We start from the raw sequence: 15780 nt of genomic DNA on the forward strand, positions 1-15780 counted from the left end.
GGATGTATGTTTAAAAAAAGTTTATTAGCTGTTTCTTTACTTGCTCTAACAAGTAGTGTTGCCTTTGCAGCTGCACCTACTGCTAAACTAAAAGTTATCGGTACTATTCAAGCCCCTACTTGTACAGTTAATGGGGAAACAAGTGAGACTACTGTTGAATATAAATTCGATGTTAGCCCAGGCCTTTTCCCAGCAAAAGGTAATCTAACATTAGAACCAATTTCACACAACATTACTGTAACTTGTGATGCTAGAACCTATTTAGCTTTTGTTCCTACAGATGATAGAGCAGGTTCAGAATTAGAAGCAAATGCGGCTAACTTTGGTTTAGGTACACACCACGACACAAACAAAGAGGGTGAAGCTGTAGATACTAAAGTAGGTTTCTATGGTATTACTATGAAAAATGCGACAGTAAAACCAACTGCTGATGCAGAAGAAGCTAAAGTTTCTGTATTCTACAATGGTGCTGTAAACAGTTCTCAAGGTCTTCAAAAAGAAAAAGTGTTTGCGTGGGCTAAAAGCTCTACCGATTTCTCTGCCGGTGAAGTATTTGCAGCTGATTTCGAAATCAAACCAACTATCAATAGTGAACTAAAAAATAGCGGAGGTGAACCTAAATTAGATGGTTTAGCAACTCTTGCTTTCCAATTTGGTATCTAATTTAATTAAATTAAATTAATCTAAATTAATTTAAAATAGAATGTAAGAAATTAAACAAATTTCTTACATTCTTATTTTCCACAAAAACAACCTTCTCGATAATATCAAAAAAAAACCATCAAGAAAAAAATCTATATTTAGGTATAAAATATAGAAACTCCATCAAATAAAGAAAATCATTTTCTGATAAATCATATTATATTTAATCTTTTGTTAAATTATTAATGCGAAAAATTTAACCAAGGGTGTTAATATTTATATATACGCGTATAATATATAAATACAATCTTATTTAGATGATTTTTATATATTTTGAGTCACTCTAAAAAATTGAGATTTTTACTATTTAAAATCAAACGATATCAGAGCTTATAAATAATCTTTTTAAGATAGTTTTATATCGCTCATGGAGGATATATGTTCAAAAAAAGCTTATTAGCTATTTCTTTACTTACTTTATCAAGTAGTATCGCTTTCGCTGCGACACCAACCGCTAAATTAAAAGTAAGTGGGGATATCCAACCACCAACTTGTACCATCAATGGCGAAACAAGTGAAACTACTGTTGAATATACTTTTGCTGTAACTCCTGGGCTTTTCCCTGCAAAAGGTGATTTAACATTAGAGCCTCAATCAAAAAATATTGTCGTAACTTGTGATGCAAAAACTTATCTAGCTTTTACTCCTACTGATAATAGAGCTGGGACAGAAAAAAAAGAAGGTGATTCTTATTTTGGTTTAGGCAGTTATAAGATGGCAGTCGATGGAAAAGAGGCTGTTGATACTAAAGTAGGTTACTACACAGTTTCAATGAAAAATGCCACAGTAAAAGAAGATTTGACTAGTGAAGAAAAGAAAGTCTATGTAATGGATTCTAGATATAGCAGATCTACTTCTAAGACACTAGTAAAAAATGATTCATTAGGTTGGGCTCGTAGTAATGCTAATGATTATGCTGACGGTCAAGTATTTGCAGCAGATTTTGAAGTCACACCAACCATCAATAGCGCACTAAAAAATAGTGATGGTGATGCTAAGTTAGATGGTTTAGCCACATTAACATTCCAATTCGGAATTTAATTAAAAAAAAACGTAAGAAATCATTTGGGTTTCTTACGTTTTTATTTAAATATTTTTATAAATTATCAGATATAGAAAGTCTTTTATTAATTATCTTATATAGACTATATATTTTAGAGTAGCCGATTTGATATAGAATATAAAAACCCATTTTAAAATCACCAATTAAATTACAAGACTGTTTTTTATTTTCTATAAGCGTATAATTAATTAAAAATTATTATAAAGGTCGAATTAGTTAAATACATCAGAAAAAGAAACTACACTAGCTGGCTTTAGGTTATTATGAATATTATAAAATCTTTTTATTTTACCTTACCATTTTTAAGTATTTCATTAGTATCAACATCTGCTTTTGCAGATATTTATAACGATCTAGCACCATCATTTAATGATGATTGTTTTGTGTCACAAAAAGATATAACCATAGAGTATCATAATCTTAAAGCTTATATGTTTAAATATAATGAAAATAATAAGTTAGATGATCGTTATACATTAATAAATATAAGCTGTCCTTCACCTGTTTCACCTGTACTATTTTCAATAAAGGCAGATGAAAAAATGGGAACAACCACAGATAATGATCAAACTCATTTTGGCCTTGGCACTATAAATACAACAGGTAAGATTGGTTTTTTTCAGGTATCTGTTGAAAAAGCCACAGTAGATGGTATTGATGTTAATATTTATGAAACAGATAACGAAAATAATATTGGAATAATAAAAACAAGCCCACAATTAAAAATAGGCACTCTAAACGGATTTAGTCAAGATGGTGTAACACCTTCGAAAGGGAATAACTATCAATTAAAGTTAAAAATTTCACCAACAATTTATAGTTTAAAAGAAACAAATGGCCCTCTTGTCGATGGTGGAGAACTTTCAGGCTCTCTATTATTCGATTTTTCATTTGGATCTTAAAATTTAAAAACGCGACGTTTTACTATGGGGTTCATTATGCATTTTCGATATCGTAAAATGATATTTTTATTATTAGCTTATCTAATTAACAATAATTTAGCATTAGCTGATAATAAAAATATCGAGTTTGATATTGACTCACTTAAATCTCTTGGTTATGGCAGTGAAATCGCTGATTATTTTAAAGAAGGAAGTCATTTTCTTCCTGGTTATCATGATGTAACAATTATAGTAAATAGTAGCCTTAACTATTCTGATAATATTCTTATTAATGAATCAGGTAATCTTTGCTTAAATAATCAATTAATAGATAAGCTGAAATTAAAAAAAAAGAGATAAATTCAGATTGTGCTGATTTTTTAGAGATATATCCTAAATCAGATATTACCTATCACCCAAATAACAACTCTATTGATATCACTATTAATGATGATTACTTCGATCAAAGTGCCTATGGTAATGAATTAACCTATGGTGGCTTAGGGGTATTCAACAACTATAGAATCTATGGTATGAAGTTAAATGGCTCTAATAATAGGAGTTTTTATCAAGGTGATTTTAAAACAGGTATAAATTTTTATAATTGGATTTTACGTAATAACAGTAGCTTTTCTTCAGGTGATGGGAAAACTTACTATAGATTTAATGAAACAACGCTTTCACGTACAATAGAGCGCATCAAAGCCATTTTACAATTAGGCCAAATTACATCTAATAGTGAGTTATTAGATAGTGCTGATGTGAATGGTTTTCAATTATATTCAGATAGTAGCTATCAAAACAGTAAGTTGACAGTTCCTATTACTGGGATGTCTGAAAAACCGGCTACCGTTGAAGTCACACAAAATAATCGATTGTTATATAGAACGATAATACCTGCAGGCCCTTTCCAATTAAATAACATTAGTGGTGTATCATCAAGTCAACCATTACATGTCAAAGTTATTCAAGATGATGGTACTATTCAAGAATTTGATGTTATTACATCAAATAAAGACTTAAAAAATCCACAGAGTAGTAGCAGCTTTAACTTTTTTATGGGGAAATATAGAAAAAACTCAAGTGATGAACGCATACATACTCCTTTTATTACCGGTTTTGAAGGTGGCATTAATTATTTAAATCATAATTTTCTAGGGGGTATGGAAATATCATCAAAATATAAGTCCATTGTAGGTAGCGTAAATAGCGTTTTTGGTGAACATCGTCCTTTATCTACTGGCTTTGGTATTAAATATGCATCTTCTTCTAATAAAGGTGATGGCTTCCAAGCAAATGCTAATTTAAGTTTACCTGTATCAGTATTCTCACTAGGCTTATCAACAATATATCGTTCACGTAACTATTCGACACTCTATGAATCTCTACAAATAGATAATATAGAAGACCCATTAGATGATAATCTTGCTAATAATCAGACAAAAACATCAAGCTCATTATCTCTAAGCTTAGGAAATCAACGTTATGGATCACTGAGTTATAGCCTTAGCTATAGCCAATATTATGGTGATAAAAAAGACAATTATTCAAATACCATTTCTTATGGAAAAAGATTTCCATTTATGTCTTTTAATATTAGCTATCAAAAAAGTAGTAATTTTGAAGATCGTACATTTGTAAACATCAACGTACCTATTAATAATTCATCATCATTTAGTACTCAATACCAACATTATAAAACATCATCTTTAACAACAAATTATAGTAATTATCATAATGATTTATTTAGATATTCTATCGGGGCAACTGCTGATAAAGACAGTAAAGATAAGAATATTAGCGGTAATATCAATGCAACAACCGCTTACAGCCAAATTAGTGCGACAGGCTCCTTTAGTAATAGTAATCAAAAATCGGCGATGCTGACAGCATCTGGTGCTATTGCTTATAGTGATGGATTATTTGCTACTTCTCCTGTGGAGTTAGGAGATACTTTCGGTATTTTACGTGTTCCAGGACAATCTGGTATTTTAGTTAACTCTATGGGTGGTGGTACGACAATAACTAATCACTTTGGTACCGCCGTTATTCCTAACTTACCTGTAAATAAAAAAACAACTGTTCTATTAAATACTAAAAATTTACCACTCAATGTTATGTTAGGCACAACATCCTTTGATATTGCATTGGCAAAAGGTACTGTTTTTTCTCGTGAGATCCCCGTCAATACAATGAAGCAAGTTTTATTAGAAATAAAAAAACCAGATGGTAAACCTGTTAATACAGCAAATAGTGTTATTGATGATAAGGGAAATCTAATAGGTGTTATTATGGGGGACGGTAATGTTATAATAAGTAATGAGCAAATCGGTAAACCACTAAAAGTAAAATCAGATAATGGTGACATCTGTTCTGTTGATTATTCAGTTCCAGAAGAATTTAATCCAGACTTTTTATATGAAAAAGTTGATGCAATTTGTAAGTAATACAAAGAGGATAGTCTAATTATGAAAATACTAAAAGGAATGATTTTTCTCATTCTATTAATAAGTCATTTTTCTCATGCTAGTTTTCAATTGGAAACCATGACTGTTATTTTAGATTCAGAAGAACCAAGAAAGATTTTTAATGTTAAAAATACGGGTAGTGAACCTATTTTATTATCAACAAAAGTCAGCGATTTAGATAAACAACACGAAATAGCAAAAAATATTATTATAACTCCACCTATTACAAGAATAGAGCCAGATCAAAGTCAGAATATTAATTTTATTTTAAAAGACGGTATTGAATTTGATGATGAACAAATTTTAAAAGCCTCTTTCCAAGGTATTGGTGTTGCAAAGGTCAATTCAACAAAAATGCCTATCAGACAAGATATTGCGATGTTAATTATTCCAAAAGGGTTAACCATAGAGCGTGAACCTTGGAAAAATCTAGAAGTAAAACAAGTCAATAATCAATTAATATTAAAGAATAATGGTAAACAAGTTATTCGTATGGCTCCCGCTTTTAGCTCTTTACCAAGCAATAACGGTTATAGTATTGGTCAATTTTATATTCGTCCTCAAGAAGAAATAAAAGTTGATGTAAAAGAAAAGTTAACAGAAATAAAAATATCACCTTTAAGTCGTTATGGATTTAAATTAGCAGGTGACATTAAAATGAAAGTTAATAATTAAAATAATTAATATATAAAGCCTTGATATGTTATATCAAGGCTTTTTTATTTATGTAGACATTTATATTATTAACCCTATATATTTATTTTTACAAAAATCTACACGCTTATACTTTATTTGAATTGACCTTCCTGTAGGGGGAAAGATTATTGTTCTCTGTATTCGTATCTATAAGGAATACATGATGAAAAAATTACTTTTTCCCTCTCTCTTAGTATTGTCAACGGTTAGTGGTACTGTACAAGCGGCAAATCATGCTGTAGTTGAAGTTTATAAAACCGAAAATTGTGGTTGCTGTAATTTGTGGGCTGATGGTGTAAAAGAAGCGGGCTTTGATGTTAATGTCAATATTGTCTCTGAAACAGAATTAATGCAAAAATATCAGCAAGCAGCAGTCCCTGATAATTTATTAAGCTGTCACTATGCAACATACCAAGGCAAAGACTTAGTCGGACATATTCCTATCGATAGCTTAAAAAATATAGACTTAATGGATAAAAAGCAAACAGGCATTGCTGTTGCAGGTATGCCAGCGGGTAGCTTAGGTATGTATGCAGGGGGCTATAAAGAACCTTATCAAGTCATTGCTTTTGATAAAGCAGGTAATCAATCACTATTTAAATCATACAATTAATTTTTACGCTCATCATATTGATGTAACAAGAATATTTCTCTCCTATTATATTATTCTTATTTTATTTTCTGCCTGTACTAAAACAGGCAGTTTTTTATTTTACTAGCCTTGGGACTACCGGATTTTCTGGTGACGATTTTAAAAATGACATACAAAGAGCACCTAAAATAACCAAGAGCATAATCAAATCAAAACCATCAATAAAAGAGGCAACATGTGCTTCTCTTATTACTAATGCCATCGTTGTTTGATAATGTTCAGCAATATTCCCTGCTAATTTTTGCTCACCAGTTTGTATGTATCCTCTTAACAAATCATAATGAGTATCATATGAGATCCTCAAATATGTATTGATAATAGCTCCTGCAAGGGCTGGCATTAATACTCTCGCTATCGAAATATATGCCCCTAAATGTAACGCTTCTTGTGGCTTGATATTAGTAACAAATGAGGCAATTAATCCGATAAGTAGCAAACATTCCCCCATTGCTTGCATAGATATGACAATAAAGAAATCATTAGCTCGCCACTGATAATCAATTTGATGACCGATTAAACATGCTCCTCCAATAATCATAATACCTATTAACATCATTAATCGTGGCTCTAAACGCCGTGCAAGAAAAATAGCTATTGGACTACATAATAGATAGATAAAGAAGGCAAGATTGGTAACTTGACCTATTTGTAGTGGTTTCAACCCACCAACAACACTCAAAAATGAAGGTATAAATAACGAATTAGGTAACATCAAAAAGCCATATAAACAGGCAATAATAAAGCAGAGCCGTAAATTACTATCTTTGATCCAATTTAAGTGGCCAAAGCTTTGTTTATAAATACAAGCTCTAATAATAAATGTCCCCATCAGTATAGCGCTACCGATTAAGCAAGACACGACCAGCCCAGAATCCCACCAACCTAACAATTCACCTTGAACGACACCAATATATAATAGCGTTAATCCTAAGCATTTAAGCGCCATTCCTCCCCAATCACTTTGAGCGAGCAATGCTTTATTAATAGGTGAGAGTGGCATTCCCCACCAGGTAAAAAATAGGATGACTAAGGTGAAAATAGCGGATAACCAATAAATCCAACGCCAATTCAATATTTCAACAAATTCTCCTGAGATCCCCACTCCCGCATCCATTCCTACAGAAACACGTAAGCTATAAGCCGCCATAACGATTAGCCAAACACTGGGATTTAAACTTTTTAAGGCTAATGAAATCGTCATCGGCAAATAGACTCCGATACAAAATCCAATCATAAAATGAGCAATAAAAAGTCCGCCAAAACCAATCTGTTGTCCTATTATGGGAACTGCTAATCCACAACAAAAAAGGATAAAACTCGCACTGATTAATATTTTTTCTGCGCCATAAACCACCATAAACCAAGGTACAAGAGTCATACTGATCAATTGAGCTATATTAAGAGCCACATTCAACCAAGATCCTTGGGCAACATCTAAACCAAACACGCCTCTTAAATCCGCTAATGAGATAGAAAACATACGTACAAAGAGTGTTGATAAAATAGCTCCGGTAAAAACAGCCATAACAACAAAAATAGGACGATGATTTTGTGCTGCTGATAATAATTTAATCACTGCGATCCCCCTCCTCTACAGGAAGGCTTTCTGTGTCAATTTTCACTTGCACAGACATACCCGCTCTTAATTTAGCTAAGTGTCGGTTATCACTATTGAGCGTGATATAAACCGGAATACGTTGTACTACTTTAGTAAAATTACCACTGGCATTATCCGCAGGAATAAGAGCTGACTCACCACTACTTTGTGCGCCGATATATCTCACTTTTCCTGAAAAAACATCGGTAGGAAAAGCATCAACTTTGATAGCAACAGATTGTTCTGGCTGTACTTTTTTTATTTGTGTCTCTTTTAAATTGGCAATAATGTATACATCGTTAATCGGTGTTAAAGTCACAATTTCGCTACCCGCAGTCACAAGGCTACCGATATTGACTTTTATTTTATTTAATTGCGCATCGAAAGGAGCCTTAATAGTCGCGTATGAAAGCTCCGTTTCAGCCTGCTGATACTGTGTTTGAGCGATATCTTTTTGTGCCAGACGTATTTTTTCTTGAGATTTTAGTAATACCAATGCTTGTTTAGCCTGATCCCACTCATTTTTCGCAGCACTTTGTAATTTCATTAAACGTTGCAAATCAGATTGAGCATCTAAATAATTTTGTTGTGTGATTGCCCCACTATTAATTAAATCTTTACGCAACATTGGACTGCGCTTAGCTTGGGTAACATCAATAACTGATGCTTGATAACGATTAGCTAATTTCTCAATATTTAATTGATATTCTTTAATTTCTTCAGTGAGATTATCTAAAGCTAATTGGGCTTTTTGATACTCTGCTAATGCCGCTTGCCGATTTAATATTTGTTCTTTCTTATTAATTTCAGCAATGACCTCACCACGTTTTACTACTTGGTAATCCTCTTTATTAATCTGAGAAATAAACCCAGTCATTCGTGATTTCAATATCGTTGAGTCCGCTTTTATGTAAGCGTTATCTGTTGTTTGATAACGAGCATCACTCCACCAGCGATCCCAATCTGCAGTCGCTATACCAATAAACGCAACAACACATATCACAGTGATCCAAGGTGTATAAACCATCACTAACTGCATGATTTTTTCTTTTTTTGATTGAATATTTTCCATCTTTCTACTCCTAAGCGAAGCTTAGTGATATTTAACTTTTGCTTTAATCTAACATTGTTAGGTTTGATAAATATGTTAAACTAACATTGTTAGATAGAAAAGAGGAAAATGAGAATTATTTATGAAAAGCCCTAAAATTGATCGATTAAATGTGTTAGATACGGCGCTTTCTTTGCTGGAAAAAGAAGGGATTGAAGGCTTAACAATGCGAAAACTGGCAGATGCATTACATATAAAAGCCGCCTCTCTCTACTGGCATTTTGATAATAAACAAACGCTTATTGAGGGAATGGCAGATCGTATAGTCAGTGAAGTCGCTGTTGATTTTCACTATAGCCAAGATTGGAAAGCGGATCTAAAACGTCTAGCAACAGAGCTAAGAGAAGCTTTTTTACAACATCGTGATGGTGCTAGAGTTTTTGCCGGAACCTATGTGATTTCTGAAAATGTGTTACGTATAAACAATACGCTTATTACTTTAATTATGCAGTCTGGTGCATCTGCTGAGTTAGCGAGCAATATGTCGATGACCTTACTCTATTTTATTTTAGGGTGTTGCATTGAACAGCAAGCTATCACGCTTATTGATAGTGAAATTTTAATGCAAAAACGACTCGCTTTTGAACAAATTGTACGTGATAAATACCCTCAAACTTGGCAAGTAAGAGAAATTCTTTTTGCTGATGATTTTGCCATGCGTTTTAATTTTGGCTTAGAGCAATTAGTCACAGGGTTTGAACACCAACTGATGACACCATGAGGTTGGTTTAAAAAGGCCGTTTGTAACTAAACAAACGGCACTTTATTTATACTTAATAACCTATTTATCGTTAATAATCCGTTAGTACAAAGCTACACTGGTCCATAACTTATTGCGGTAGCAATACCAATTGCAGCCATACCTATCACGACCCAAATCATTAAAATAGGGAATACAAATTTAACCCAACGCGTCCACGGCACTTTACCTACCGCCAGTACCGCCATAAGTACACCTGATGTTGGGGTAATAATATTGGTAAAGCCATCACCGAGTTTTAAAATAAGGACACCGGTTTGACGTGTAAGATCAAGAATATCGAGAATAGGCACCATAATAGGCATAACAATCGATGCTTGTCCCGTTCCTGATGTGACTAGCAAGTTAAATAGTAAATTAAAGAAATAAAGTAATTGAGCGCCCCAAAAGTGAGAGGTTTGCTGTAATGGCACTAATGTGGCTTGTACAATAGAATCAAGCACTCGTCCTTCATCTAAAATAACAATAACCGCTCTGGCGATCCCCACCACCAATGCCCCATACACTAAAGATTGAGCACCTTTCATAAAGGTTTTGATATAGTCATTAGGGGCAATTTTAAACATAGCCGCCACAACAATGCTCATCATAATAAAAATGGCTGATAGATGTTCAATCCCCCATTTATATTCAAAAGCGCCATATAAAAACAATCCAATAAACGCTATAAATACCACCAAACTCAATTTTTGCCTCAATGAGAAGGTGCTATCTAATGATTGAGTGTGTGGCTGTTCATAATCAGGATCATCTTTAGCTATTCCATACATATAACTGGTCGTTGGATCATTCGCAATACGTCTGGCATACCAGACAATATAAGCAATAGTGACAACAATTAAGATAGCGAATAATACAACTCGAAAAATAACACCAGAAAAAAGAGGAACTTCAGCTAATGTTTGTGCAGTACCTAAAATAGTTGGATCTAATACACCAACCGCATTACCTGCATAATAGCCTAAATAAACAACTGCAACCCCCGTAATAGCATCAAGTTTCATTGATCGCGAAAGGGCTATTCCTATAGGGATAAACGCAATAACGGCATTGGCCGCAAGCCCAAGGGATGACAACATACCAAAAATAAAAGCAACCGTAATAATAAGAGCTTGATAATTACCTTTGGTTTTAACAATAAGCGCATTAATACCTGAATCAATAGCACGGGTGCGATCATAAATGGCAATCGCGCCACCAATCATAAAGATCAAGAAAATAATACTGGCAGATTGTTTTAACCCTACAGGGATTGCATAAAACACATCCATCAATGAAGCTGGATTTTGTGCAACATAATTAAAGCTATTAGGGACAACGCGGTTTAATCCATTAACGGTTTCCCGCTGATAACTTCCTGCGGGGATCAAATAGGTGGCGATGGCCGCTAAAATAACGATGCCAAAAATAATAATAAAGGCATCAGGCATAGCCCATTTTATTTTTTTACTCTTTTCCATACATTCACCTTATTGAGACAGACGCTTAATAACATTTGCAAATAGCACTGTCCTTTCGGTCAATGACGGTAAATCGAGATATTCTTTATCACTATGTTGATAGCCACCAATAGGGCCTAAACCATCAACACTTGGCGTACCGACACCGGCAGTAAATGAGGCATCAGATCCTCCCCCGGTTGAAATATCTTCAATAGCTAAGCCAATTAAATCCGCTTGCTGTTTAATGATTTCTATTAAATTGGCACTTTCAGGTGTTTTCACCATTGGAGGGCGATTAATGCCACCTTTTAGCGTTAATTTAACCCCCGCTAACACAGGTTGACTACAAACTTCTCTGACTTGCTTATCAATTTCAATACCCTGCTCATCCGTTGAAATACGCACATCGATTTCAGCTCGTGCATGGGGAGCAACCGTATTGACAGATGTACCACCAGAAATCAGTCCGACATTAACGGAAAGACCTTCATCATGGCGAGAAAGCGCATGTAGGGCCTGAATTTTGTATGAAAGCTCTTGAATAGCACTAATTCCTGCTTCTGGTGCAATACCTGAATGAGATGCTTTACCTTCAATCAACAGCTCATAAGTTCCAACACCTCGACGAGCGCTAACAATGGCACCATTCGCACGAGCAGGCTCCATAATTAATGCATAAGCTTTATTTTTTGCATATTTTTCAATTAAATGACGCGATGTTTTTGACCCTATTTCTTCATCACAGTTAAGCAATATTTCAACATTTTGATAAGAGAGATCGCCACTTTGTTTGAGTGCATTAATCGCATAGTAAGTTAAAACATGGCTAGCTTTCATATCAATAACACCGGGGCCATAAGCACGGGAGCCATCGATACTAAATGGGCGCTCTGCTACTGTGCCTTTAGGAAATACGGTATCTAAATGTGCAGCAATAAAAATTTGTGGGTTTGTGGCATCTTTATGAACTAAACGGTAGTTATTCCCTAGTTGTTCATTTTCAAATACTTCAACAACAAAACCTAATTTTTGGTAGCGTTGAATTAAAAGATCAGCGACTGTATCAACCCCTTGTTTATCATAAGAGCCGCTATCGATATTCACTAACTCCTTTAGAAAATCAACCATTTCATCATATTGTGAATTAATTGTGTGTTGCATTTTATTTACCTCTTGTAATTATAATTTGTCTTTTTTAGCTAGATATTTGAATCAAGATGGCCTTTATCAACTGCAATAAAATGCTTGATAAAAAGCATTAGCCTTAAAATAAAATGTGGATTTATTTATCAATGACATCACATTAAACTTTACATATATTTAATATGATTGCATCTATTTTTTAAAACCATAATAACAATTAATTAAATAGAATAAGATCTGCTAGAAATCACATGATAGAAATAGATAAAATAATCTAAAGCTAATAAGAACATTGAAAAATAGAAAAGAGGTTTAAGATAAAATACTTTTTACTATTTTATCTTCTTTTTAGAGAGCATTATTTTAAATAGATTTATTTTGTTTTTTGATAAAACCTAAAAAAAAAAAAATAAAACCAAATTATTTTTTATCAAACAAACAATAAAACCAATAAAATAATTTTTTAACACACTGTATTAAGAAAAATCGCTCTATTATTAAAATAAAAACATTTATTTTCAATTTTATTTGATGAAAGAACAATACAATAAAACTCGGTAATAAATTTATCATACAATATAAAATATGTATGATAATAAAAGGTATTTTATCTTATCTAATAAAATTTATTGATTAATAAATAAAATCACTCTTTTTTTTATGCGTTAAATGATGATCTTAAAATCGTGTTTTATATTAGTTTTATTTACTTTTTTTAGTATCTAATGTTGAGAGCCAAGCTACTTTTGCGGTGATATTTATTGTGATGACATACCTATGTCATAAATCTCCCTTAAAATTGACATCACAATAACCCATTTTTTTAATGGTAGGATGTTCTACATTCTCCCCATTCGCCGTTAATAATGATTTCACATAGTAGGTCTAAACATATGAATAAATCGGTTGAAGCAGTGATTTTAGATTGGGCTGGTACAGTAGTCGATTTTGGCTCTTTCGCCCCCACACAAATTTTTGTCGATGCCTTTGCTCAAGCCTTTAACTTTAAAATAAGTTTATCAGAAGCACGAGGGCCGATGGGGATGGGGAAAATCGATCATATTCGTGCTTTACTTAACGAGCCTAATATTCGTACTCGCTGGACAGCCCAATTTGGACACCCACCAAGTGAAGAAGAGGCACAGCATATTTATCGCACCTTTATGCCGTTACAAATTGCACAAGTGGTACATTTTGCTAAACCGATTGAAGGAGCACTTGAGGCTATCTCGACCATAAGAGCACAAGGAATTAAAATCGGCTCTTGCTCAGGTTATCCTAAAGCCGTCATGGATGTATTAGTACCGAAAGCTGCTGAATATGGTTATCAGCCTGATTGCGTGGTTGCTAGTGATGAAATTGCCGCCGGCTCTCGCCCAGGCCCTTGGATGGCGTTAAAGAATGTGATTGAACTGGGTGTAATGAGTGTAGCACGCTGTGTTAAAGTCGATGATGCAGTAACAGGTATTGCCGAAGGGTTAAATGCCGGTATGTGGACTGTCGGGTTATCTGTTTCAGGCAATGAGTTTGGTGCCACCTTTGAACAATATCAAACAATGGAACAGGCAGAAATAGAAAACCGTAAGCGCATTGCTGAAAATAAACTACGTACCGCTGGTGCTCATTATATTATTGATACCCTTGCCAATTTACCTGCGGTGATAGAAGATATTAATCAGAGGATCGCTAATAATCAAAAGCCGTAACTATTATCCAATACCAACGCCCAATAAAGCAGTAATGGGCGTAATTGGTAAATAGAAAATATAAAGATATATCTAGGTATTCTTTAATATGAAAATAATACTCCGCACTTTTATATTTCTATATTTTATTTTTTTATTAATATTGATTAATATTCTTTCCATATCTGACTATGAATGGATGATTGGTGAAGGTGATATTGATAATCTTTGTCAACTGCCACTCAATGGTAGATATGTTATTGAGCCTATATTGATATTAATACCTTGTATTTTATTACTTTTTTTAGAAAAAAATACAAAGCTAAGATGGGGTTATGTTACAATCACTGTTATGTATATCATATGGTCATTTTATTTACGTTTTAATTTTTGCTAAAAACTGACCTTCCCTATCCCCCAACGCCATCTTTCTCAATGGGAGAAATTTAGTTTTGATAAAAATAGAACCAGTAAAATTGATATTATCTTCTATTGCAATTCTATTTATAGCCATTTTTTCAATTTATATATCAACAAGTTACTACATAACCTATTTTCTAATGGAAGATAGGATCTTATTCTCATTTCAAACAGGGCTCTTAGTTTTTGCAACGCCTCTAATACTTTATTTCTCATATTATAGTTTTATTTTAGGATACCAAAAAAAGTTACAAAGAATGAATAATAAAGTAGCTGGTATATGCGCAGGAATAGCAATAATTGGTATCGTTTTTAGCTTTTTCTTTTCAATTTATGTCGGTCTCAATTTAACCTCTAAAGGCTATTATAGTTGTTATAAATCATCTGCTTTTGCACCAAATGAATATGTTATTGCAAAAGAGATGTGTAAAAAATAGACATCTCTTAAATCTGATAATGTGTACTAATAGTTTTCATAGTCAGATATGCTACTGAGCCTATATTAATATTAACACCTTGTATTTTATTACTTTTTTTAGGAAAAAATAAAAAACTAAGATGGGGTTATGTTACAATCACTGTTATATATATCATATGGTCATTTTATTTACGTTTTAATTTTTGCTAAAAACTGAAAAGTAGGGAAACTTTAGTCATGGTTAAAATAAACTCTCTAAAAATGTATTTAATTGCAATATTCCTTTTTTCTTTAGCTTTGTTTTGTTTCTATGACTCCATAATCTACTACAAAAACTATTTTATGATGAAAGATAGAATTCTATTCTCATTTCAAACAGGGTTGTTTTTTTTTGCGGCCCCTTTGATTATCTATTTTTCTTATCTAATTTTTATTTGTGGATACACAAAAAAAACACAAAGAATGAATAATAAAGTAGCGGGTATATGCACAGGAATAGCAATAGTTGGTATCGTTTTTAGCTTTTTCTTTTCAATTTATGTCGCTCTCGATTTAACCTCTAAAGGCTATTTTAGTTGTTATAAATCATCTGCTTTTGCACCAAATGAATATGTTATTGCAAAAGAGATGTGTGAAAAATAGACATCTCTTTTTTATTCTCTCTTCGTAACCTGAACATTTTGACATCCTCCACGCCCTAAAGGACGTGGATCCCTACTGCGTTCAGACTGATGTCTGAATC

Annotated in this window: 17 protein-coding genes; 13 read left to right on the forward strand and 4 right to left on the reverse strand. The window is 33.2% G+C overall.

Translation table 11 applies throughout. The features are described from left to right. Window positions 1–6: 6 nt before the first annotated feature. The 7 genes from AACV01_RS09030 (at window position 7) to AACV01_RS09060 (ending at window position 6423) form a co-directional block, all read left to right on the forward strand. Window positions 7–663 carry a fimbrial protein gene (locus AACV01_RS09030; protein ID WP_046334401.1) on the forward strand — a complete coding sequence of 219 codons (657 nt, stop codon included), beginning with the start codon at window positions 7–9 and terminating at the stop codon, window positions 661–663. Window positions 664–1080: 417 nt separating this feature from the next. Further along, window positions 1081–1743 carry a fimbrial subunit gene (locus AACV01_RS09035; RefSeq protein WP_020946484.1) on the forward strand — a complete coding sequence of 221 codons (663 nt, stop codon included), beginning with the start codon at window positions 1081–1083 and terminating at the stop codon, window positions 1741–1743. Between the two features lie 285 nt (window positions 1744–2028). Next, window positions 2029–2667: a hypothetical protein gene (locus AACV01_RS09040; protein WP_046334402.1), complete on the forward strand. Its 639-nt coding sequence runs from the start codon at window positions 2029–2031 to the stop codon at window positions 2665–2667. Between the two features lie 36 nt (window positions 2668–2703). Continuing rightward, window positions 2704–3006: a hypothetical protein gene (locus AACV01_RS09045; RefSeq protein WP_223232002.1), complete on the forward strand. Its 303-nt coding sequence runs from the start codon at window positions 2704–2706 to the stop codon at window positions 3004–3006. 173 nt (window positions 3007–3179) lie between these two features. After that, window positions 3180–5093 (forward strand): fimbria/pilus outer membrane usher protein, encoded by a 1914-nt coding sequence (locus AACV01_RS09050; RefSeq protein WP_060554971.1) that lies wholly within the window; start codon window positions 3180–3182, stop codon window positions 5091–5093. Window positions 5094–5114: 21 nt separating this feature from the next. Beyond that, window positions 5115–5789, forward strand: a complete 675-nt coding sequence (locus AACV01_RS09055; protein WP_004246565.1) for a fimbria/pilus chaperone family protein — start codon at window positions 5115–5117, stop codon at window positions 5787–5789. A 184-nt stretch (window positions 5790–5973) separates the two neighbouring features. Then, on the forward strand, window positions 5974–6423 hold the full coding sequence (locus AACV01_RS09060) for a DUF411 domain-containing protein (protein ID WP_161682753.1): 450 nt from the start codon (window positions 5974–5976) through the stop codon (window positions 6421–6423). Between the two features lie 94 nt (window positions 6424–6517). Here AACV01_RS09060 and AACV01_RS09065 read toward each other — a convergent pair whose 3' ends face one another. Together AACV01_RS09065 and AACV01_RS09070 are read right to left on the reverse strand one after the other, a co-directional pair. After that, window positions 6518–8038, reverse strand: a complete 1521-nt coding sequence (locus AACV01_RS09065; RefSeq protein WP_046334403.1) for an MFS transporter — start codon at window positions 8036–8038, stop codon at window positions 6518–6520. After that, on the reverse strand, window positions 8031–9131 hold the full coding sequence (locus tag AACV01_RS09070) for an HlyD family secretion protein (RefSeq protein ID WP_020946480.1): 1101 nt from the start codon (window positions 9129–9131) through the stop codon (window positions 8031–8033). Before AACV01_RS09070 ends, AACV01_RS09065 begins: the two co-directional genes overlap by 8 nt. 121 nt (window positions 9132–9252) lie before the next feature. Here AACV01_RS09070 and AACV01_RS09075 point away from each other — a divergent pair, with 121 nt between their 5' ends. Next, window positions 9253–9891 (forward strand): TetR/AcrR family transcriptional regulator C-terminal domain-containing protein, encoded by a 639-nt coding sequence (locus AACV01_RS09075; RefSeq protein ID WP_004246569.1) that lies wholly within the window; start codon window positions 9253–9255, stop codon window positions 9889–9891. Window positions 9892–9983: 92 nt separating this feature from the next. Here AACV01_RS09075 and AACV01_RS09080 read toward each other — a convergent pair whose 3' ends face one another. Beyond that, window positions 9984–11390 carry a YfcC family protein gene (locus AACV01_RS09080; protein ID WP_004246570.1) on the reverse strand — a complete coding sequence of 469 codons (1407 nt, stop codon included), beginning with the start codon at window positions 11388–11390 and terminating at the stop codon, window positions 9984–9986. Window positions 11391–11399: 9 nt separating this feature from the next. After that, on the reverse strand, window positions 11400–12533 hold the full coding sequence (locus AACV01_RS09085) for a M20 family metallopeptidase (RefSeq protein ID WP_004246571.1): 1134 nt from the start codon (window positions 12531–12533) through the stop codon (window positions 11400–11402). An 875-nt stretch (window positions 12534–13408) separates the two neighbouring features. Between AACV01_RS09085 and phnX the strand changes: the two genes are divergently transcribed. The 5 genes from phnX (at window position 13409) to AACV01_RS09110 (ending at window position 15680) form a co-directional block, all read left to right on the forward strand. Then, complete coding sequence (gene phnX, locus AACV01_RS09090; RefSeq protein ID WP_020946476.1) at window positions 13409–14221, forward strand: phosphonoacetaldehyde hydrolase; 813 nt, start codon at window positions 13409–13411, stop codon at window positions 14219–14221. 88 nt (window positions 14222–14309) lie between these two features. Then, window positions 14310–14597 (forward strand): DUF2645 family protein, encoded by a 288-nt coding sequence (locus AACV01_RS09095; protein WP_036895854.1) that lies wholly within the window; start codon window positions 14310–14312, stop codon window positions 14595–14597. A 163-nt stretch (window positions 14598–14760) separates the two neighbouring features. Beyond that, on the forward strand, window positions 14761–15057 hold the full coding sequence (locus AACV01_RS09100) for a DUF1240 domain-containing protein (protein ID WP_046334911.1): 297 nt from the start codon (window positions 14761–14763) through the stop codon (window positions 15055–15057). Window positions 15058–15125: 68 nt separating this feature from the next. Then, entirely contained in the window at window positions 15126–15248 is a 123-nt protein-coding gene (locus tag AACV01_RS09105; protein ID WP_262880798.1) for a YjeO family protein, read from the forward strand. A gap of 27 nt (window positions 15249–15275) precedes the next feature. Beyond that, on the forward strand, window positions 15276–15680 hold the full coding sequence (locus AACV01_RS09110; protein ID WP_046334910.1) for a DUF1240 domain-containing protein: 405 nt from the start codon (window positions 15276–15278) through the stop codon (window positions 15678–15680). Window positions 15681–15780 lie beyond the last annotated feature (100 nt).

The sequence above is a fragment of the Proteus sp. G2609 genome (genome assembly GCF_963896135.1).
GTDB lineage: Bacteria > Pseudomonadota > Gammaproteobacteria > Enterobacterales > Enterobacteriaceae > Proteus > Proteus mirabilis.